General features: G+C 71.2%; 14 protein-coding genes and 1 pseudogene. 7 read left to right on the forward strand and 8 right to left on the reverse strand.

Annotated elements, in window-relative coordinates; translation table 11 throughout:
* The first annotated feature begins 169 nt into the window (after positions 1-169).
* Positions 170-727 carry a GH25 family lysozyme gene (locus ACFZDI_RS01205; RefSeq protein WP_391246960.1) on the forward strand — a complete coding sequence of 186 codons (558 nt, stop codon included), beginning with the start codon at positions 170-172 and terminating at the stop codon, positions 725-727.
* 181 nt (positions 728-908) lie between these two features.
* Here the strand turns inward: ACFZDI_RS01205 and ACFZDI_RS01210 are convergent, their stop codons facing one another.
* From ACFZDI_RS01210 to ACFZDI_RS01240, 7 genes and pseudogenes are all read right to left on the reverse strand, one after another.
* On the reverse strand, positions 909-1121 hold the full coding sequence (locus ACFZDI_RS01210) for an EF-hand domain-containing protein (protein ID WP_234845368.1): 213 nt from the start codon (positions 1119-1121) through the stop codon (positions 909-911).
* Between the two features lie 59 nt (positions 1122-1180).
* A pseudogene (locus ACFZDI_RS01215) lies at positions 1181-1876 on the reverse strand (MerR family transcriptional regulator); the annotation flags it as partial.
* A 29-nt stretch (positions 1877-1905) separates the two neighbouring features.
* Positions 1906-3084, reverse strand: a complete 1179-nt coding sequence (locus ACFZDI_RS01220) for a YncE family protein (protein WP_391246962.1) — start codon at positions 3082-3084, stop codon at positions 1906-1908.
* A 76-nt stretch (positions 3085-3160) separates the two neighbouring features.
* Positions 3161-3718, reverse strand: coding sequence for an ATP-binding protein (locus tag ACFZDI_RS01225; RefSeq protein WP_391246964.1), 558 nt, complete (start codon positions 3716-3718; stop codon positions 3161-3163).
* A 220-nt stretch (positions 3719-3938) separates the two neighbouring features.
* A complete protein-coding gene (locus tag ACFZDI_RS01230) occupies positions 3939-4706 on the reverse strand; it encodes an enoyl-CoA hydratase/isomerase family protein (RefSeq protein ID WP_234845371.1) in 768 nt (255 codons plus the stop codon).
* A gap of 77 nt (positions 4707-4783) precedes the next feature.
* Positions 4784-6016 (reverse strand): Ig-like domain-containing protein, encoded by a 1233-nt coding sequence (locus ACFZDI_RS01235; RefSeq protein WP_391246966.1) that lies wholly within the window; start codon positions 6014-6016, stop codon positions 4784-4786.
* 154 nt (positions 6017-6170) lie between these two features.
* A complete protein-coding gene (locus ACFZDI_RS01240) occupies positions 6171-7415 on the reverse strand; it encodes an Ig-like domain-containing protein (protein ID WP_391246968.1) in 1245 nt (414 codons plus the stop codon).
* A 188-nt stretch (positions 7416-7603) separates the two neighbouring features.
* Between ACFZDI_RS01240 and glgX the strand changes: the two genes are divergently transcribed.
* The 6 genes from glgX to ACFZDI_RS01270 all read left to right on the forward strand — a co-directional run bounded on the left by glgX (position 7604) and on the right by ACFZDI_RS01270 (position 18608).
* On the forward strand, positions 7604-9856 hold the full coding sequence (gene glgX / locus ACFZDI_RS01245) for a glycogen debranching protein GlgX (protein ID WP_391246970.1): 2253 nt from the start codon (positions 7604-7606) through the stop codon (positions 9854-9856).
* Positions 9857-10136: 280 nt separating this feature from the next.
* Positions 10137-11933 carry an ABC transporter transmembrane domain-containing protein gene (locus ACFZDI_RS01250; protein WP_391246972.1) on the forward strand — a complete coding sequence of 599 codons (1797 nt, stop codon included), beginning with the start codon at positions 10137-10139 and terminating at the stop codon, positions 11931-11933.
* A complete protein-coding gene (locus ACFZDI_RS01255) occupies positions 11930-13792 on the forward strand; it encodes an ABC transporter transmembrane domain-containing protein (protein WP_391246975.1) in 1863 nt (620 codons plus the stop codon). Before ACFZDI_RS01250 ends, ACFZDI_RS01255 begins: the two co-directional genes overlap by 4 nt.
* Positions 13793-14092: 300 nt before the next feature.
* The gene (locus tag ACFZDI_RS01260) at positions 14093-16144 is read left to right on the forward strand and encodes a M4 family metallopeptidase (protein WP_391246977.1); all 2052 of its coding nucleotides are present in this window, start codon (positions 14093-14095) and stop codon (positions 16142-16144) included.
* A 218-nt stretch (positions 16145-16362) separates the two neighbouring features.
* A complete protein-coding gene (locus ACFZDI_RS01265) occupies positions 16363-18009 on the forward strand; it encodes a M4 family metallopeptidase (protein ID WP_391246979.1) in 1647 nt (548 codons plus the stop codon).
* Positions 18010-18077: 68 nt separating this feature from the next.
* Complete coding sequence (locus tag ACFZDI_RS01270; protein ID WP_372486528.1) at positions 18078-18608, forward strand: DUF1990 domain-containing protein; 531 nt, start codon at positions 18078-18080, stop codon at positions 18606-18608.
* A 75-nt stretch (positions 18609-18683) separates the two neighbouring features.
* Here the strand turns inward: ACFZDI_RS01270 and ACFZDI_RS01275 are convergent, their stop codons facing one another.
* Positions 18684-21302 carry an alpha-glucan family phosphorylase gene (locus tag ACFZDI_RS01275; RefSeq protein ID WP_391246981.1) on the reverse strand — a complete coding sequence of 873 codons (2619 nt, stop codon included), beginning with the start codon at positions 21300-21302 and terminating at the stop codon, positions 18684-18686.
* Positions 21303-21509 lie beyond the last annotated feature (207 nt).

Consider the following 21509-nt stretch of genomic DNA (forward strand, 5'->3'; position numbering starts at 1 on the left):
CTCGCGCCCGGCGTAAGGCCGCCGCAGCGGGGGCATCACCACACCCCGGACCCGGGGGACCTCCAACCCCCGCACGCGACCGAAGTCGGCCTTTCCGTATCGGCCGGCGCCGGCACGTGCCAAGGTGGTCCGACTCCCCCTCCCCCACGTGCACTCCAGGGAGACCCCCATGCTGCGCGGAATCGACGTGAGCGCCTACCAGAGCTCCTCCTACGACACCGACGGCCTCTCCTTCGTCTTCGTCAAGGCGACCGAAGGCCGCTCCTACGTCAATCCCAAGCTGGCCGCCCAGGCCAAGCGGGCCAGAGACGCCGGACTGGTCGTCGGCTTCTACCACTTCCTGTGGCCCGGCAACCTCACCGCCCAGGCCGAGTACTTCGTCGCCAAGGCCCCGGACCGGCCGGGCGACATCCTCGCCGTCGACTGGGAGACGACCGGCGAGGGAACACACGCGAGCAACTCCGAGAAGGACCGGTTCATCCGGAAGCTGAAGGACCTCCGGCCGGAGAACCGCGTGGTCCTCTACTGCAACCGGCACTTCTGGCTGAACGTCGACACGTCGTCCTATGCGGGCGACGGTCTGTGGATCGCCGACTACGTCTCCGCGGGCAAGCCCCGCATCAAGGCCAAGTGGCGCTTCCACCAGTACACCGAGGACCCGCACGACAAGAACGTGGCCGCCTTCGAGAGCAAGGCGGCGCTGCGCACGTGGGCCGACGAGGCCTGACCTGTCCGCGGCTCCGGCATGCGCTCCGGGGACGCCTCCGCCAGGGCCTTCCTGACTGGTGTACAGGGGAGTCCCGTGATCCGGGTCGACCGGCGGGGGGGTGTTCCGGCTCCGGGTGCGGCGAGGGGCCCGGTCCGCAGCGTGGACCGGGCCCCTTCGCTCGGCAGGGCGAGCCGGGCGCCTACTTGTTCAGGTAGGCCCAGAACTCGTCGAAGCTCAGCCGCTTGTCGCCGTCGAGGTCACGGGTCTTGATGACGACCTCGGCGACCGACTCGGTGACGTTCCAGTCACCCGACCCGGCCAGGGCGGTCTTGAACTCGGCAGCGGTGATGAATCCGTCCCCGTCCGTATCGATCCGCTCGAACTGCTTGCGTGCTTCCTCGATGTCCGCCACCGGTCCGCCCCTCATCTCGTGCTGTACGTCCTGCTGGCGCAGGTCTGACGCAGGTCAGATTAACCGGCCGTGTGCGCCTCCAGCGCGGCGACCACCCAGGCGAACTCCTCCTGGTACGTCGCCTCGGGCCCGGTGCCCTTCACCAGGGCGAGCAACTCGCGGTACCGGGCGACCCGGTCGGTGGCGTGCGACCGCAACCGGCTCAGCACCACGGCCGGGTCGGCGTCCCCCAGCAGCTCGCCCAGCACCTCGGCCGCCTCCGGCGATCCGGGGGCGATCCCGCGCTCGCGGGCCCGGGCTCCCCACTGCACCAGCCGCCGGGAGAACCACAGGGACGCCCCGGCGGGGGTGCCGTGACCGTGGTCGGCCGCGTTGAACTCGGCCACCGTGCGCATCTGGGCCCGGAAGTCCGGATCAGCGAGCATCTCGGCCAGCTCCAGCCAGGCGTCGACCTGCTCGGGGGTGGGTTCCTCGGGCAGGTCGGCGGCGGTGCTGCGCATGCGTTCACGGATGACCGGGTCCGCGGTGTCAAGCCCGTGGAACACCTCGTCCACGAAGTCCTCCACGATGCGCCGCCGCTCGGCCGCCGACAGCCGTGCCAGACGGTTCAGCAGCGTCATCTCCTGCATGCCGGAACCCCGCTTCGCCACGGTCGACAGCACCGCACGGGTCACCTTGAGCGACCGGATCTGCGCGTCCAGCGCGACCACGTGCGCGTCCGCGATCCGGGCGACGGTCGTCTCGCCGGCCAGCACCCCGCCCGGCGGCCGTCACCGGTCCCGTCTCACCGGAAGACGCCGGTGTGGCCGAGCGAGTAGCGGCCGGGCTGCGGGTAGACCGCGAGGCCGTGCGGGCCGCTGCCGACGGGGATGCGGGCGAGCTGGATACCGGTGCGGGTGTCGACGGCGTACACCTCGGCGTCGTAGCGGCCGGACAGCCACAGCACCTTGCCGTCGGCGGAGACGCCACCCATGTCGGGGCTGCCGCCGTCGGGCAGCTGCCACTTCTTCGTCAGCCTGTCCTGGGTGAAGTCGAAGACGGAGATCGTGCCCTCGCCGCGGTTGGTCACGTACATCTCGCGCGAGTCGCGGCTGACGTACAGGCCGTGGCAGCCCTTGCCGGTGGGCATCAGGGTGGGCTTGCCGAACCGGTCGCCGTCCAGGACCCACATGCCGTGGGCCATCATGTCGGCGACGTAGAACTTCTTGCCGTCGGGCGAGACCTTCACGTCCTGCGGCATGGCGCCCTGGAACGGCAGCCGCTGCTGCCCGACGACCTCCATCTTCTCCGTGTCGACCTTGAGCAGCTCGCCGCTGAACTCGCAGGAGACGATGAAGTAGCGGCCGTCGAGGGAGAAGTCGGCGTGGTTGACGCCGTAGCAGGAGACCGGGACGGTCTTCCGGACCTCCATGGTGTGCGGGTCGCGGAAGACCAGTTGGCGGTCGAGGGAGGCCATGACGACGGCGTATCTGCCGTTGGGTGTGAAGTAGAGGTTGTAGGGGTCGTGGACCTCGACCTCCTTGCCCGCCTTGCCGGTCCTCGGGTCGATCGGGGTGAGGGTGTGGCCGCGGTTGTTGTTGACCCACAGCGTCTTCAGGTCCCAGGACGGGACGACGTGCTGCGGCTGCCGGCCCACCCGGATCGTCTCGGTGACCTCGTAGGTCTTCGGGTCGATGACGGTGACCGTGTCGGACTCGGTGTTGGGGACGTAGACCCGGGACGGGAAGTCCTCGACCACGGGGGACAGCCTGTTCGGGCGGTCGGCGGCGTACACGTCCTCGGGGTCCAGGACGGGCGGCATGCCGGGCAGTCCCTCCACGGGCTTCTTCTCGGACGGGGCGGGCACGGCGGCCTCGGTGCCGCGCGCCTCGGAGGTCCGCTCCCCGCTCGCGGTACCGCAGGCGGCGAGGACGGCGAGGGCGGCACCCGCGACCAGGATGCTCTTGACGAGATGGGGGCGCATTGCACCATTTAATGGGCGCCTGACGGGGAAACCAGTGATTCGTCCGTCCGGCGACCGGGTGAGGCATCGGGCGCGTTCAGCGGTCGGCGACCCGCATCTCGAACCAGGTCGTCTTGCCCCGGGGCAGCAGATCGACCCCCCAGCGGTCGGCGAGTTTGTCGACGAGGAACAGGCCCCGGCCGCTGACGTCCATCTCCTGGACGGGCATCAGGCAGGGCAGGCCGCGGGAGGGATCGCGGACCTCGACGCGGATCCAGCCGCGGCGCCGGTGCAGACGCAGCCCGAAGACCCGGGCGCCGGTGTGGCGTACGGCGTTACCGACCAGTTCGGAGACGAGCAGGACCGCGTCCTCGGTGGTCTTGGGCGTGAGGCCCCAGTGGCGCAGGACCACGACCTGGGTGAGGCGTCTCGCGGTGGCGGCGGACTCGGGGCGGGACGGCAGTGGAACCTCTGCCTCCGCCGGGTTGCCGTACAACTCCAGCGCCTTGAGCGCGTGTTCGTCCTCGACGGTCGGCGACCAGCGCGCCGCGGCCGCATGTGCGTGTCCCCGCGGCTGTTCCATACCCTCCAGCCCCGCCATGCCCCCATCATGGCCGCCCGGAGCACCCGAAGGGGCCGTTCCCGGGGAATACACCCCGGGGAACGAGGGGCGGGCCGGCGATCATCCGTCATATGCCAGAGGCACCTCGGCGTCGCCGACACCTGCCCTGAACTGCTGGAACGTCTTATTCCGGCACAATCGCCGGACTCTCCCGTTCCGGCACGCTTAAGGTTGCCTTAAGGCTGTCATAAACCGCCCCATCGAGGGACCGCGGGTCAGACACCGCGTCAACGGCAAGCCCCTGGAGGAACGTTCAGAGGAACTTCGCCTTGCCCGGCCCCTCCTCCACGAAGCTGCGCATCCCGCGCTCGCGGTCCTCGGTGGCGAACAGACCCGCGAACCAGTTCCGTTCGATCGCGAGGCCCGTGTCGATGTCCGTCTCCAGGCCGGTGTCGATCGACTCCTTCGCGGCACGCAGCGCGAGCGCCGGACCCTGCGCCAGCTTCGCCGCCCAGGCGTGCGCCTGGGTGTACACCTCGTCGGCGGGGACGACCCGGTCGACCAGGCCGATCTCACGGGCCTCCCCGGCCTTCACCATCCGGCCCGTGAAGATGAGGTCCTTGGCCTTGGAGGGGCCGACCAGGCGGGCCAGGCGCTGGGTGCCGCCGGCGCCGGGGATCAGGCCGAGCAGGATCTCCGGCTGGCCGAGCTTGGCGTTCTCGCCGGCGATGCGGAAGTCCGCGCACAGGGCGAGTTCGCAGCCGCCGCCCAGCGCGTAGCCCGTCACGGCCGCGACGACCGGCTTGGGGATCCGGGCCACCGCCGTGAACGAGTCCTGGAGGGCACGGGCGCGCAGGACCATCGCGGTGTGGTCCATCGCCTGCATCTCCTTGATGTCCGCGCCGGCCGCGAACACCTTCTCGCCGCCGTAGATCACCACGGCCCGCACGTCCTCGCGGCGCGTGGCCTCCTCGGCGAGTTCCTTCAGCCGGTCCTGCGTGGCGATGTCCAGCGCGTTCATGGGCGGGCGGTCGAGACGGATCGTGCCGACGCCTTCAGCGACTTCGAGAGAGACGGTCATGGGCAGCAGGTTAACCGGGACTAACAGAAGGGGCCCCGGTGTAGTCGGTCACACCGGGGCCCCACGTCCTGCGACGCCTACTTCTTCCACTGCTCCCAGGACATGTTCCAGCCGTTGAGCCCGTTGTCCGGGTCGACGATCCGGTCCTTCGAGTTCTTGACGACCACCACGTCGCCGACCATCGAGTGGTTGAAGAACCACGCGGCCGCCACCTTCTTGTCCCAGCCGCCGCGCACGTCGCGCAGACCAATGCAGCCGTGGCTGGCGTTGTAGTTGCCGAAGGCGCCACTCGCCCAGTAGTTGCCGTGCAGGAAGGTGCCGGAGGTGGTGAGGCGGACGGCGTGCGGGACGTCCTTGATGTCGTACTCGCCGCCGTAGCCGACCGTCTCGCCGTTCATCCGGGTGACCGTGAGCATCTCGCTGATGACCATCTGGCCGTTCCAGGTCTCCATGCCGGGCTGGCCGGTGGTGACCGGGATGGTCTTGATGGTCTTGCCGTCCTGCATGACCTTCATCGTGAGCTTCTTGGCGTCGACCACCGAGACCTGGTTGCGGCCGATGGTGAACTTCACCGTCTTGTCCTGCTCGCCGTAGACGCCGGAGCGGCCCTCGACGCCGTCGAGGTTCAGGTCGACGGTCACCTTGGTGCCGGGCTTCCAGTACTTCTCGGGGCGGAAGTCGAGGCGGTCGTTGCCGAACCAGTGGCCCTCGACGTCGACGGCCGGCTCCGTCTTGATGCGGATGGCCTTCTCGACGTCCTGCGGGCTGGTGATGCCCCGGGAGAAGCGGATGGAGAACGGCATCCCGACGCCGACCTTCGAACCGTCCTCGGGGGTGAAGGTGCCGGTGAAGGTGTTCTCAGGGGTCAGTGTGGTGAAGCCCGCGTCCTCCGCGGCGGTGCGGCCTTCGGAGTCCTTGGCGACCGCGTGGACCGTGTACCTGGTGGCACCGGCCAGATGGGTGGACGGCGTCCAGCTGGCGCCGTCCCCGGATATCTCGCCGTCGACCTTCCTGCCCTCGGCGTCCTTGACCTCGACCTCGGTCAGCTTGCCCTTCGACGCGGTGACCTTCAGCGCACCGCTGGTGTCGACGGACTTGGCCCCGTCCTTGGGCGTGATGCCGACGACCGCCTCGGACTGCTTGCTCTGCGCGGCGCCCGAGTCGTTGCCCTTGGCGTCGCCCTCACCGGAACCGGAGCCGGTCCCCCCGCCACCGCACGCCGTCGCGGCGAGCAGCAGCACGCCGATCGCGGACGCGAGCATTGCGTTCCTGCGCCCAACCGACGCCCCCGATATCGGTCGCCCGTTCACGTGGTTCTCCCCTCCCAGGGCCTGGTCAGGCCCGCACCCCGCGCGTCCCCCGCGCGTCGGCGAATAGTAACCACAGGGTGCACGGCACGGGCGGCCCGCGATTGTCACTGTTCGGTCCCAACAGATCGCCGGCTCAACCCGCCTCCTTGTCGGGCTACTTCACCGCACTGCCCGCCTTCCATGCATTCCAGCCCATATTCCATCCTCCGAGTCCGTTGTCGGGAGAGACCTTTTTGTCATTGCTGTTGACGACCTCGACGACGTCCCCGACGAGGCTGCGGTCGAAGAACCAGCCGGCCGGGGTGTCCGACCCGCCGCCCTTCACATCGCGCAGCCCGATGCAGCCGTGACTGACGTTGCTGCGGCCGAACACGGTGCGGTGCGCCCAGTAGTTGCCGTGCAGGAAGGTGCCGGAGTCGGTCAGCCGCATGGCGTGCGGAACATCCGGGATGTCGTACTCGCCCTTGCCGTCGCGCTTCTTGAAGCCGACCGTGGCGCCGTCCATGCGGGTGACGTCGAGCATCTCGGTCACCACCATCTTGCCGTTGTACGTGGTGTTCTTGGGCGCGCCCGCCGTGACGGGCACGGTGGCGAGGGGCTCGCCGTCGCGCCGGACCTCCATGGAGTGCGCGGCGGCGTCGACCACGGAGACCTGGCTGCGGCCGACGGTGAAGGAGAACGTCTTGTGCTGCAGACCGTAGACGCCGGGTGCGCCCTCGACGTCACGCAGCCGCAGGGCGACGGTGACCTGGGTGCCGGGCTTCCAGTAGTCCCGGGGGCGGAAGTCGAGACGGGTCGCGCCGAACCAGTGCGGGCGGATCTCGACGGGCGGGCGGGCAGTGACCCGGACCGCGCGTTCGACGGCGGCGCGGTCGGTGATCTCGCGGTTGAACTCCAAGGAGACGATCATGCCGATGCCGACCGTGGCACGGTTCTCCGGGGCGACGTAGCCGATGAAGCGTTCCTCGGGGACGTGGGTGGTGAAGGTGGTGTGCCGGGCCGAGCGGTGTCCGTCGCCGTCCACCGCCACCGCGTCGACGGTGTATTTGGCGGCCAGCGCGAGCCGCTGTTCGTCCGGTTCCCAGGTCAGGCCGTCGGCGGAGAGGTGCCCGGGCACCGGGGTCTCCTGTGCGTCCTGCGACCTGACGACCTTCACCTTCTCCAGCCGGCCGTCGGGCACGCGCACCCGCAGCGTCCTCCCGGGGCGCACACCCCTGCTGCCGTCGTCGGGCGAGACCTTGATGACGTCATCGGGCGCCGGGGGCGCGCCGAACACCCCGGCGAGTCCGCCCGCGTCGTCCGAGGTACAGCCCGTGGCCCCGGCGAGGAGCCCTGCCCATGTCACTACGGCGGCCAGCGCGGCCCTCGCGCGCCGCGCGCGCCCTTGTACGTGCCTCACGCGGTGCCCAACGACCGGCCTCGTCCCGGGGAAACGACCATGCCCGCCCCCGGGGAAACGTGAGTGCGACGCATGCTCTGGGCAGAACAGTGGGGAGGACGACGCGCAGGGAGCCGCGACCCGGGCCGCAGCACAGGGCCGCGCCTCTCTGTCCCCCGTCGTCCCACGAGCCGGTGGGAGGCTGACAGGTGTCCAGCGCAGCCGAGCAGGAGGCGGTGGCCGGTCATCGGGCCACCGGGAACGGGCGCCAGACGGCCGCCGTGAACGGCGCGCGGAAGGCCGCGCCGCCGCCCACCGTGCCCGCGTGGCCGGGCGCGCCGACGCCGCTGGGTGCCCGGTTCCGGGTCGGCCCGGACGGGGTGGCCGGCACCAACTTCGCGTTGTGGGCGGGCGGGGCCGAGGGCGTCGAGCTGTGCCTGTTCGACGAGTCGGGCAAGGAGTCGCGGGTGCGGCTCGCCGAGCTGACCCACGAGATCTGGCACGGCTTCGTCCCGGACGTGCTGCCCGGGCAGCGCTACGGCTACCGGGTGCACGGCCGCTGGGACCCGTGGACGGGCGCCCGCTGGAACCCGGCGAAGCTGCTGCTCGACCCGTACGCCCGCGCGGTCGACGGCGACTTCGGCCTGCCGCCGGAGGTGTACGGGCACGTCCGTGACTGGCCGCAGCAGCACGTCGCCGACACCGTGCGCGACGACCGGGACTCGGCGCCGTACGTGCCGAAGGGCGTCGTCGTCCACGATGACGACGACTGGTCCGACGACCGCCGGCCGAAGACGCCGTGGGCCGACTCGGTGATCTACGAACTGCACGTCAAGGGCTTCACGCAGCTCCACCCCGGCATCCCCGAGGAGCTGCGGGGCACCTACGCCGGTCTCGCGCACCCGGCGGCGATCGAGCACCTGGTGAGGCTGGGCGTGACGGCGGTGGAGCTGCTGCCGGTGCACCAGTTCGCCCACGAGGACCACCTGCTGCGCAGGAGCCTCAGGAACTACTGGGGCTACAACTCCATCGGGTACTTCGCACCGCACGCCGCCTACGCGGCCTCCGGGACGAGAGGACAGCAGGTCGGCGAGTTCAAGCGGATGGTGCGCGCCCTGCACGCGGCCGGGATCGAGGTCATCCTCGACGTGGTCTACAACCACACCGCGGAGGCGGGCGAACTGGGCCCGACGCTGTCCCTGAAGGGCATCGACAACCGCGGCTACTACCGCCTCCAGGACGACGCCCGCCGCTACGCCGACTACACCGGCTGCGGCAACACCCTGCACGTGGTCCAGCCGCACGTGCTGCGCCTGATCACGGACTCGCTGCGCTACTGGGTGACGGAGATGGGCGTGGACGGCTTCCGCTTCGACCTGGCGGCGGCGCTGGCCCGCTCGATGCACGACGTCGACATGCTCTCCCCGTTCCTGGCGGTCATCGCCCAGGACCCGGTGCTGCGCCGGGTGAAGCTGATCGCCGAGCCGTGGGACGTGGGGTCGGGCGGCTATCAGGTGGGGGCGTTCCCGCCGCTGTGGACGGAGTGGAACGACCGGTACCGCGACGCCGTACGGGATTTCTGGCGGCACGCGCTGCCGGACGTCCGGGAGATGGGCTACCGGCTGTCGGGCTCCAGCGACCTGTACGCCTGGGGCGGGCGCAGGCCGTACGCGTCCGTCAACTTCATCACCGCGCACGACGGTTTCACCCTGCGGGACCTGGTGTCCTACGAGTGCAAGCACAACGAGGCCAACGGCGAGGGCAACCGGGACGGCACGGACGACAACCGGGCCTGGAACTGCGGCGCCGAGGGCGAGACGGGCGACGAGGGCGTACGGGCGCTCAGGCGGCGCCAGCTGCGGAACCTGCTGACCACGCTGCTGCTGTCGACGGGCGTGCCGATGCTGGTCGCGGGCGACGAACTGGGCCGCACCCAGCGCGGCAACAACAACGCGTACTGCCAGGACAACGAGATCGGCTGGCTGGACTGGGAGCTGCTGGAGGACCCCGGCTGGCAGGCCCTCTTCGCGCTGACCTCCCGGCTGATCGCGCTGCGCCACCGGCACCCGGTGCTCAGGCGCCGGGCGTTCTTCTCGGGCCGGGCGCAGACCGCGGACGGGCTGCGCGACCTGGCGTGGTTCACCTCCCGGGGCACGGAGATGACCGAGCAGGACTGGTACGCGCCCGCCGCCACACTGGGCATGTACCTGTCCGGCCGGGACATCCCGGGCCGCGACGAACGCGGGGAGCAGATCCTCGACGACAGCTTCCTGGCCGTGCTGCACGCGGGCGAGGTGCCGGTGGACTTCGTGCTGCCGGGACCGCCCTGGGCCGAGCGCTACGAGGTGGTCGTGGACACGAGCCTGGAGGAGCAGGGGGAGGCGCCGGCCGTGGAGCACCGGGCGGGAGCGGAGATCACGATGCCGGCGCGGGCGGTACTGCTGCTGCGAGTGACGGGCTGAGGCATCGTTTCACCGAAGGGGCGGAGCGCGGCGCCGGACCGGCGCGAGCAGGCCGGTCCCGCGCCGGACCGGCCGGAGTTGCCGGCGGAGCCGAGGACCGCCTGGGAGAAGGCCGACCGGACCCCGCTGCCCTGTCCGGGCCGGCCGGGCATCCCCCTCCGGTGGGTGCGACGGGTCCGGGCCGGCCCGTCGAACACGCAGGTCGTAGGACCAAGGACCGAGTCGGGTCCGGCGGAAACTCGGTGGGCAGTGTCAGTGGCGATCCGTAGGCTCGCTGCTGATGGCCACGACACCCGCCCCCGTCCAGGACCGTTCCGCCGTGCGTTCGCTGCTGCGCCTGTGGCCGTACGTGCGGCCCGTGCGGGCGCGGCTGTTCAGCGCCGCGTTCGTGGCGATACTCGCCTCCTGCGTGGGCCTGGTGATCCCGCTCGTCCTGAAGTGGATGGTCGACGGGCCCATCGCCCGGCGGGACCCGGCCGGCGTGTGGCTCGGCGCGCTGTACCTGCTGCTGCTCGGCTTCGCCGAGGCCCTGCTGTTCGGGCTGCGGCGGTGGCTGGTGGCCCGTCCGCTCACCCACGTCGAGGCGTCCATGCGGGCGGGGCTGTACCGGCACCTGCAGCGGCTGCCCGTGGCCTTTCACGACCGGTGGGCCTCGGGGCAGTTGCTGTCCCGGGCCACCACCGACTTGATGCTGCTGCGCCAGTTCCTCGCCTTCCCCCTGACGTTCCTGCTGGTCAACGGCGTGACGATCGTCGTCGGCGTGGTCGTCATGCTGCTCCAGGACTGGACGCTCGGGCTGGTCGTCCTCGGGCCGGCCGTGCCCGTCGTGGTCACCTGCGTGGTCTTCGAGAAGCGGTACGCGCGGGTGGCCCGGCGGGCCCAGGACCAGGTGGGCGACCTGACGACGGTCGTCGAGGAGAGCGTGCTCGGCATCCGCATCATCAAGGGCTTCGGCCGCCACCGCAGTCAGGCCCGGGCGTTCCGGGACCTGTCGAGGACGCTGCGCGGCACGGAGCTGCGCAAGGCGCGGCTGCTGGCGACGATCTGGGGCGTCATCGTGACGCTGCCGGAGGTCGCGATCGGGGCGGCGCTGGTGGTGGGGGTCGTCCAGGTGGCCGACGGCGCCCTGTCGGCCGGGACGCTGGTGGCGTTCTTGTCGACGGCGCTGGCGCTGCGGTGGCCGGTCGAGTCGATCGGGTTCCTGCTGGCGATGAGCCAGGAGGCGGCGACGGCGACGCAGCGGTTCTTCGAGGTGATGGACGAGGAGACCGAGCACACCGCCTCCGGACACGCCACCTCCGGTGCGCGGACCGGCGCGAAGGACCCGCGGGACACGGGGCTCCGCTTCCACCACGTCCGGTTCCGCTACCCGGACGCCGAGCCAGGCTCCCCGCCCGTGCTGCAAGACGTCGACCTGCACATCCGCTCCGGCGAGTCCATGGCCCTGGTCGGTGCCACCGGCAGCGGCAAGACCACTCTCACCGCACTCGTCCCCCGCCTCCACGAGGTGACCTCGGGCCGCATCACCCTCGACGGCGTCGACATCACGGAGCTGTCCAGGAAGGCCCTGCGCGCCAAGGTCGCCATGGCCTTCGAGGAGCCGACCCTGTTCTCGGCCACGGTCGGCGACAACGTTCTCATGGGGGCCGGCGACACCGCCGGGACAGCCGACCTGGAGCGTGCCCTCGCCGTCGCCCAGGCCGACTTCGCGCACGCCCTGCCCCAGGGCACCGACACCCAGGTGGGGGAGCAGGGTCTCAGCCTCTCCGGTGGGCAGCGCCAGCGTCTCGCGCTGGCCCGGGCCGTCGTCGGGCAGCCGGAGTTCCTCGTCCTGGACGACCCGCTGTCGGCGCTGGACGTGCACACGGAGGCCGCCGTGGAGGCCGCACTGCGGCAGGTCCTCGCGGACACCACCGCCCTGATCGTGGCGCACCGCCCGTCCACCGTGCTGCTCGCCGACCGGGTCGCCCTGCTGTCCGGCGGCCGGATCGCCGCGGTCGGCACCCACCACGAACTGCTGCGCACCAACGCCGAGTACGCGCATCTGATGTCAGGGGAAGAGGAGGGCGCACGATGACGACGGCCACCGGCGCACCGGCCGGCAGCAAACCCGGCGACCGGCCCGACGACCGGGCCCCCTCCCTGGGCGACCCCTTCGACCGGGACGTCCTGCCCACCCCGCCGGGCGCCACCGGGACCCTGCTGCGCTCCCTGCTCGCGCCCATGAGGGCCCGGGTCGCGGGCACGACGCTTCTGCTGCTGCTCCAGCAGGCGGTCGTGCAGGCGGGTCCGCTGCTCGTGGCGTACGCCATCGACCGCGGTGTGCCGGCGTTCCGGGCACAGGACCACGGGCCGCTGATCGCGGTGGGCGTCGCGTATCTGGCGTGCGCGCTGGCCGCCGGCGGGCTGCAGTTCGCCTTCGTCTCCGCCGCGGCCCGGGTCAGCCAGGACGTGCTGCTGGACCTGCGCGGCCGGATCTTCCGCCACGCGCAGGCGCTGAGCGTCGACTTCCACGAGCGCTACACCTCGGGCCGGCTCATCTCCCGCTCCACGACCGACGTGGAGTCCCTGCGCGAACTGCTGGACGAGGGTCTCCAGGAACTCGTGACGGTGATCCTGTCCTTCGTCTACATCTCGGCGATGCTGCTCTGGCTCGACCCGGGTCTGGGGAGCGTGGCGGTGGCCTCCCTGGTGCCGCTCGCCGCGCTCGTGCGGTGGTACCGGCGGCGGGCCGGGCGGGTGTACCGGGCGCGGTCGACCGCCATCGCGGCCGTGATCGTGAAGTTCGTCGAGACGATGAACGGCATCCGGCCGGTGCGTGCGTTCCGTCGCGAGTCGGCCAACGACGCGGACTTCGGCGAGCTCAACCGGCGCCACGAGCGGGTCAACGGCGACGCGCTGCTGGAGATGGCCCGCTACGTCACCGGCTCGCGGCTGGTCGCCAACACGGCGGTCGCGGCCATCGTCCTGTGGGGCGGCTACCGGGTGGCGGACGGCACGCTGGCCCTCGGTGTGCTGGCGGCGGCCGTGCTGTACCTGCGGCGGCTGTACGACCCGATCGACCGGCTCGGGATGTTCCTGAACTCCTATCAGTCGGCGGCGGCCTCGCTGGAGAAGATCGCCGGCCTGCTCGCCCAGACCCCGTCGGTCCCCGAGCCGGCCGCCCCGCGCCGGCTTCCGCCGCTGGAGGGCGAACATCCGGGCCGGGAAGTGGTCTTCGACTCCGTCCGCTTCGGCTACCGCACCGGCGGGGAGGTGCTGCCCGCGTTCGACCTCACCCTGCCGGCGGGGCAGACGGTCGCGGTCGTGGGCTCCACGGGCGCCGGGAAGTCGACGCTGGCCAAGCTGCTGGCCCGGTTCTACGACCCGTCCGGCGGCCGGGTGCTGCTGGACGGCGTCGATCTGCGCGACCTCGCCGTGCCCGAACTGCGGCGCGGGGTGGTCATGGTGACGCAGGAGACGTTCCTGTTCTCGGGCACGGTCGCCGACAACATCGCGATCGGCCGGCCCGACGCCACCCGCGAGGAGATGGAGCAGGCGGCCAAGGAGATCGGCGCGCACGACTTCATCAGCGCCCTGCCCGACGGCTACGACACCGACGTGCGCAAGCGGGGCGGCCGGATCTCCGCCGGGCAGCGGCAACTGGTCGCTTTCGCCCGGGCGTTGCTGGCCGACCCGGCGGTGCTCATCCTCGACGAGGCGACCAGCTCGCTGGACGTCCCCGGGGAGCGTGCGGTGCAGCGGGCCATGACGACGGTGCTGAAGGGCCGTACCGCCGTGGTCATCGCGCACCGGCTGTCGACCGTGGAGATCGCGGACCGGGTCCTGGTGATGGAAGGCGGCCGGATCGTGGAGGACGGCGAACCGGCCGAACTTATCGCGGCGACCGGCCGGTTCGCAGATCTGCACCGGGCCTGGCGGGACAGCCTGGCGTAGGGCGCGGGGCGGCGGCGCCCGGGTTCCGCATTCGCCGGGCCGGGGGTCGTCGCCGTACCGACGGCTCGCGGGCCCGGCGCCGCTGCGCCCGGGGGTCGAGAAGCGTCTGCCCGGCGAAGCGTCCGCATACCGAACATGAACTTCCGGACAACGAACTGTTTCCGGCCATACTTTTGACGCGGTCCTGACAGAAAGCGCCCTCCCCTGCCACGCTTCCCACGACTGCTCCACAGGAACCCCACAGCAACACCTCCACCTCCCCAGGCCGGGCGACCCCCGGTCCCGCAGAAGGAGTCAGTGTTGAGAAGCAGTTCCTCGCGAAGAGGCACCTCCCACAGACGCACTCCCCACACCACCGCGGCCGTCGCCCTCGCCGGCGTCGCCGCGCTGATCGCCGCCGCCGTCCAGAGCGGCACCGCCGTCGCGGCCCCCGAGCAGGCACCGTCGGCCGCGGGCAAGGCGATCCCCGGCGCGCAGTCGGTCAAGCTCAGCCCCGCCCAGCGGGCCGCGCTGATCCGCGAGGCCGAGGCCCGCACGGCGCAGACGGCCCGGGACCTGGGCCTGGGCGCCAAGGAGAAGCTGATCGTCCGTGACGTCGTGAAGGACGCCGACGGCACGGTCCACACCCGCTACGAGCGCACCTACGACGGCCTGCCCGTCCTCGGCGGCGACCTGGTCGTCAAGACCGCCGCGTCCGGTGCGACCAAGGCGGTCGTCAAGGCCACCCGCGCCGCCATCAAGCCGGCCACCACCACCGCCGCCGTCTCCGCCGCCAAGGCGCAGAAGCAGGCGCTGGCCGTAGCCAAGGCGGACGACACCAAGAGCGCCGACATCGACAAGGCGCCGCGCAAGGTGGTCTGGGCGGCCGGCGGCAAGCCCACCCTCGCCTACGAGACCGTCGTGGGCGGCCTCCAGAAGGACGGCACCCCGAACGAGCTGCACGTCGTCACCGACGCCGCCACCGGTGCCAAGCTCTACGAGTACCAGGGCATCGAGAACGGCACCGGCAACACGATGTACAGCGGCACGGTGACGCTCGGCACCACGCAGTCCGGGTCGACGTACAACCTCACCGACGGCGCGCGCGGCGGCCACAAGACCTACAACCTCAACCGCGGCACCTCCGGCACCGGCACCCTCTTCTCCGGTCCCGACGACGTGTGGGGCAACGGCAGCGCCTCCAACGCGGAGACCGCGGGCGCGGACGCGCATTACGGCGCCGCCCTGACGTGGGACTACTACAAGAACGTGCATGGGCGTTCGGGCATCAAGGGCGACGGCGTCGGCGCCTACTCCCGCGTCCACTACGGCAACAACTACGTCAACGCCTTCTGGTCCGACAGCTGCTTCTGCATGACCTACGGCGACGGGTCGGGCAACACCCACCCGCTGACGTCCATCGACGTGGCCGGTCACGAGATGACCCACGGCGTCACGTCCAACACCGCGGGCCTCGTCTACAGCGGGGAGTCCGGCGGTCTGAACGAGGCCACCTCCGACATCTTCGGATCGACGGTCGAGTTCTACGCGAACAACTCCTCCGACGTCGGTGACTACCTCATCGGCGAGGAGATCGACATCAACGGCGACGGCAGCCCGCTGCGCTACATGGACAAGCCGAGCAAGGACGGCTCGTCCAAGGACAGCTGGTACTCGGGCATCGGCTCGATCGACGTGCACTACTCGTCGGGCCCCGCCAACCACTTCTTCTACCTGCTCTCCGAGGGCAGCGGCACCAAGACCATCAACGGTGTCACGTACAACTCGTCCACCTCGGACGGCCTCCCGGTCACCGGCATCGGCCGGGACAAGGCGGAGAAGATCTGGTTCCGCGCGCTCACCACGAAGTTCACCTCGAACACCAACTACGCGGGCGCCCGCACCGGCACCCTCGCGGCCACGGGTGAGCTGTACGGCACGGACAGCGCCGAGTACAAGGCGGTCCAGGACGCGTGGGCGGGCGTCAACGTCGGCACCCGCTCCGGCGGCGGGGGCGGCGGTGGCACGTCCTTCGAGAACACCGCCGACGTGGCGATCCCGGACCGGGGGGCGGCGGTCAACTCGCCGGTCACCGTCTCCGGCCGGACGGGCAACGCGCCGTCCAACCTCCAGGTCGCGGTGGACATCGTCCACACCTATATCGGTGACCTCAAGGTGGACCTGGTCGCCCCCGACGGCACGGTGTACACGCTGAAGGGCTACGGCACCGGCGGAAGCGCGGACAACATCAACACCACCTACACGGTGAACGCCTCCTCCGAGGTGGCCAACGGCGTCTGGAACCTCCGGGTCCAGGACAACGCGGCCATCGACACCGGCTACATCAACAGCTGGAAGCTGACCTTCCCGTAGACCGGTAGCTCCACAGGCCTTCAGGCCCTCGAGTCAGGGCGCCGCCCCGGTGGGTTCGAATCCCCCGGGGCGGCGTCCGTTTCACGTGTCCTCGCGTACATCTGGCCGTCGAGTTCCGGCCAACATCACGCCTCACTCCTGACATGTACGCGTCCCCAGTGCCACTCTTCCCCCACCCGCACAGCACCACAGCACTTCCCCCACGTCGAGGAGCTTGTGTGTCCACCTCTCTCTACGCGCGTCACAAGCGCGCCACCCTGGCCATCGCCACCGCCGTCGCCGCCGGCGCCCTGCTCACCACCGGCCTGACCGCCGGCAGCAGCGCCGCCGCCGACTCCGCGAGCAAGCCGGCCCTCGCCGCGGCCCCCGTCCTGCTCTCCGCTCCCGCCCGCACCGCGCTCATCCAGGAGCAGCAGGCCGACGCCGCCAGGACCGCCGACGCGATAGGCCTCGGCGCCCAGGAGAAGCTGGTCGTCAGGGACGTCGTGAAGGACGCCGACGGCTCGGTCCACACCCGCTACGAGCGCACCTACGCGGGCCTGCCGGTCCTCGGCGGCGACCTCGTGGTGCACCAGTCGAAGTCGGGCGCGACCTCGGGCGTCACCAGAGCCACCAAGGCGGCCGTCAAGGTCGCCTCGCTCAAGCCCGAGGTCACCGCCGCCAAGGCCGAGCAGCAGGCCGTGACCCTCGCCAAGGCAGCCGGCTCGGCCAAGACCGAGGCGAAGTCCGCTCCCCGCAAGGTGATCTGGGCCGCGAGCGGCAAGCCGGTCCTCGCCTACGAGACCGTCGTCGGCGGCCTCCAGGAGGACGGCACCCCGAACGAGCTGCACGTCATCACCGACGCCGCCACCGGCAAGAAGCTCTACGAGTACCAGGGCATCGAGACCGGCACCGGCAACACCACCTACAGCGGCCAGGTCACCCTCAGCACGACCAAGTCCGGGTCGACGTACAACCTCACGGACGGCACCCGCGGCGGCCACAAGACCTACAACCTCAACCGCGGCACCTCCGGCACCGGCACCCTCTTCTCCGGCGCCGACGACGTCTGGGGCACCGGCGACCCGTCCAACGCCGAGACCGCCGCCGCCGACGCGCACTACGGCGCCCAGATCACCTGGGACTTCTACAAGAGCACCTTCGGCCGCAACGGCATCCGCAACGACGGCAAGGCCGCCTACTCGCGGGTCCACTACGGCAACAGCTACGTCAACGCCTTCTGGTCCGACAGCTGCTTCTGCATGACCTACGGCGACGGCTCGGGCAACACCCACCCGCTGACCTCGCTGGACGTGGCCGCTCACGAGATGAGCCACGGGCTGACGTCGGCCACGGCGGGCCTGAACTACAGCGGCGAGTCCGGTGGTCTGAACGAGGCCACCAGCGACATCTTCGGCGCGGGCGCCGAGTTCTTCGCGGGCAACTCCTCCGACGTCGGTGACTACCTCATCGGCGAGGAGATCGACATCAACGGCGACGGCACCCCGCTGCGCTACATGGACAAGCCCAGCAAGGACGGCTCGTCCAAGGACAGCTGGTCCGCCGGCCTCGGCGGCGTGGACGTCCACTACTCCTCCGGTCCCGCCAACCACTTCTTCTACCTGCTGTCCGAGGGCAGCGGCTCGAAGACGATCAACGGCGTGACCTACAACTCGCCCACGTCCAACGGCTCCACGGTCACCGGCATCGGCCGCACCAAGGCGCTGCAGATCTGGTACAAGGCGCTGACGACGTACATGACGTCGACGACCAAGTACGCGCAGGCCCGCACGGCGACCCTGAACGCGGCCTCCGCGCTGTACGGCGCGTCCAGCACCGAGTACAAGGCGGTCGCCGCCGCCTGGTCGGCCGTGAACGTCGGCTGACCGAAGCACGACCACGGGCGGTACCCGGACCCCGAGCGGATCCGGGTACCGCCCTAGTCTTGGGGACCGTGTCTTCTACGGAATCGCAGGACTTCACCTACGCCGATGTCGGCGCCACCCGTGATCAGGGTTTCTGCCCGCCGGGCTTTCGTCCCATGAACGTACGCACCCGCATCGGCGAGGGCGAGGAGGTCTTCCGCCGGGCCGCGGAGGCCGTCCTCACCTGGGAGATGCACCGCGCGATGGGCGTCGGCCTCGACGCGAGCGCAGACCGGGCCGCCCCCGGCGTCGACGTCACCGTCACCCTCGCCGGCATGATCAAGGCCCCCTGCCGCGTGGTCTGGACGGTCGAGGAACCCCGCCGGGCGGGCTGGGCCTACGGCACGCTGCCCGGCCACCCGGAGGCCGGCGAGGAGTCCTTCGTGGTCGACCGCACGGGAGACGGCACGGTCTGGCTGACGGTGAACGCGTTCAGCCGCCCGGCCAAGTGGTACGCCAAGGCGGGCGGCCCGGCGACCAGGGGCTTCCAGCACGCGTACGCACGCAGGTGCGGCAGTGTCCTGCGGAACCTGGCGACGCGAGGCGGCGAGCCGGCCTAGCGGCGCGGGGCTGTATCGATCTGCGGCTCCGCCGCGTGGGCGCGACGAGCCCCCACGCGCCCGCGGACGGCAAGCTCACCGCATCAACAACCCCGCAGCCTCCACCAGCTCCTCGGAAGGCCCCGCAACCAGGCCCAACTCCGCGCTGGAAGCCAACAGCCGATGCGCGGGAAGGATCCGCACCGTGTACCCAAAAGGCCCGGTGCGATCCAGCGACAAGGGCCCCTCGTACACCCAGCGCCCGTCCTGGTCGGGAGACCCCACCGGCTTCAGGGGCACGACCGTCGCGTCCCCGATCCGGTCCTCCTCGTCGACCCGCCCGGAGACGGCCTGCACCTCCACGTCGTCCGGCCCGAGCGCACCGAGCCCGACCCGTACCCGCAGCCCCAGCGTCGTCCCCAGCTCGGCCAGCGCCTCTGACGCCGACGTCTCCACATGGTCGACGGTGACCTCCGGCCACGCCGCCCGCACCTTCCCCTTCCACGCGGCGAGGTCGCGTGCCGCGTCCGGGCCCGTGGACCGGTGGGAGAGAGCGGCGGGCGCGTAGAGGCGCTCCACGTACTCGCGGACCATCCGCCCCGCCAGCACCTTCGGCCCGAGCAGGCTCAGCGTGTGCCGGACCATCTCGATCCACCGGTCCGGCAGCCCGCTGCGCCCGCGCTCGTAGAAGCGGGGCGTCACCCGCTGCTCCAGCAGGTCGTACAGCGCCGCCGCCTCCAGGTCGTCACGGTGGTCCGGGTCGGTTCCGACGCCGTCCGCCGTGGGGATGGCCCAGCCGAAGTCGGGCTGGAACCACTCGTCCCACCAGCCGTCCAGGACGGACAGATTGAGACAGCCGTTCAGCGCGGCCTTCATGCCGGAGGTGCCGCAGGCCTCCAGCGGCCTCAGCGGGTTGTTCAGCCAGATGTCGCAGCCGGGGTACAGCTTCTGTGCCATGGCCATGCCGTAGTCCGGCAGGAACACGATCCGGTGGCGCACCCGCGGGTCGTCCGTGAACCGCACCAGCTCCTGCACCAGCCGCTTGCCGCCGTCGTCGGCGGGGTGCGCCTTGCCCGCGACGACGATCTGGACCGGTCGCTCGGAGTGCAGCAGCAGATCCATCAGCCGGTCCCGGTCTCGCAGCATCAGCGTCAGCCGCTTGTACGACGGGACGCGCCGGGCGAAGCCGATGGTCAGCACGTCCGGGTCGAGCACGTTGTCGATCCAGCCCAGTTCGGCCGTGCCGGCGCCGCGCTGCCGCCAGGACGCGCGCAGCCGCTCGCGGACCTCCTCGACGAGCTGCTCGCGCAGCACCCGCCGCAGGTCCCAGATGTCCTGGTCGGGAATGTCGGCCACGGAGTCCCAGCGCTCCGAGCCGCCGACCGTCATCGCGTCCTCGGCGCGCCGGTCGCCGATCTGCCGGGCGCCGAGCCGGAACACCTCGGGGGCGACCCAGGTGGGTGCGTGCACCCCGTTGGTGACGGAGGTGATCGGCACCTCGTCGGCGTCGAAGCCGGGCCACAGGCCGGAGAACATCTCGCGGCTGACGTTGCCGTGCAGCAGTGACACGCCGTTGGCGCGCTGGGCCAGGCGCAGGCCCATCACGGCCATGTTGAACAGGTTGGGCTCGCCGCCCGGGTAGCTCTCCATGCCGAGCCGCAGGACGCGGTCGACGTCGATGCGGGGCAGCTCGGCGTCGGGGCCGAAGTGCCGGGCGACCAGCTCGCGGTCGAAGCGGTCGATGCCGGCCGGGACGGGCGTGTGGGTGGTGAAGACGGTTCCGGCCCGGACCGACTCCAGCGCGGCGTCGAAGTCCAGTCCCTCGGCGCAGAGTTCGGCGATGCGCTCCAGGCCGAGGAAGCCGGCGTGCCCCTCGTTGGTGTGGAAGACCTCAGGCTCGGGGTGGCCGGTCAGCCGGCAGTACGTCCGTACCGCCCGGACCCCTCCTATGCCGAGGAGCATCTCCTGCAGCAGCCGGTGCTCGCTGCCGCCGCCGTAGAGCCGGTCGGTCACGCCGCGCTCGCCGAGGTCGTTCTCCTCGACGTCGGAGTCCAGCATCAGCAGCGGGACCCGGCCGACCTGCGCCAGCCAGATCCGGGCGCGCAACTGCCTCCCGCCGGGCAGGGCGAGAGCGACCTGGGCGGGGGTGCCGTCGGGCTCCTCGAGCTGGGCGACGGGCAGCTCGTTCGGGTCGAGGACGGGATAGTGCTCCTGCTGCCAGCCGTCGCGGGACAGCGTCTGGCGGAAGTAGCCGTGCCGGTAGAGCAGGCCGACGCCGATCAGCGGGACGCCGAGGTCGCTGGCCGCCTTGAGGTGGTCGCCGGCCAGGATGCCGAGGCCGCCGGAGTACTGGGGCAGGGCGGCCGTGATGCCGAACTCGGGTGAGAAGTAGGCGATCGCGGACGGCAGTTCCTCGGGCTGGGCCTGGTACCAGCGGTCGCCGGTGGTGTAGTCGCGCAGATCGTCCGCGACCGCGGCGAGGCGGCTCAGGAACGAGTCGTCCCCGGCGAGCTCCGCCAGCCGTGCGGGCGGCACGCTGCCGAGCAGCCGGACGGGGTCGCCGCCCGAGGCGGCCCATCGCTCGGGGTCCACGGACCGGAACAGGTCCCGGGTCTCCGCGTGCCATGACCAGCGCAGGTTGCGGGCCAGGTCGCTGAGCGGCCGGAGGGGGTCGGGGAGAACGGGTCGGACGGTGAATCGACGGATCGCCTTCACGGGTTCCACCTCGGCGCGTTCGCTGGATTTCGCAGGGCTTCGACGACGTCTCCTACGACAGTACCGGCGTCGGCGCCCGCGCCGCTGAGGCTCCGCCACCGGACCCCCGATCGGCTTGAACCGCACCATCCGCGGATATGGCCGAATCCGCACCCATAGGCGTCCTTGTGGTGCTTCACACGCCACGAGAGGCTGCCTGTGGCGTAC

This window comes from Streptomyces sp. NPDC007907 (assembly GCF_042959365.1).
GTDB classification, from domain to species: Bacteria; Actinomycetota; Actinomycetes; order Streptomycetales; family Streptomycetaceae; genus Streptomyces; species Streptomyces indiaensis.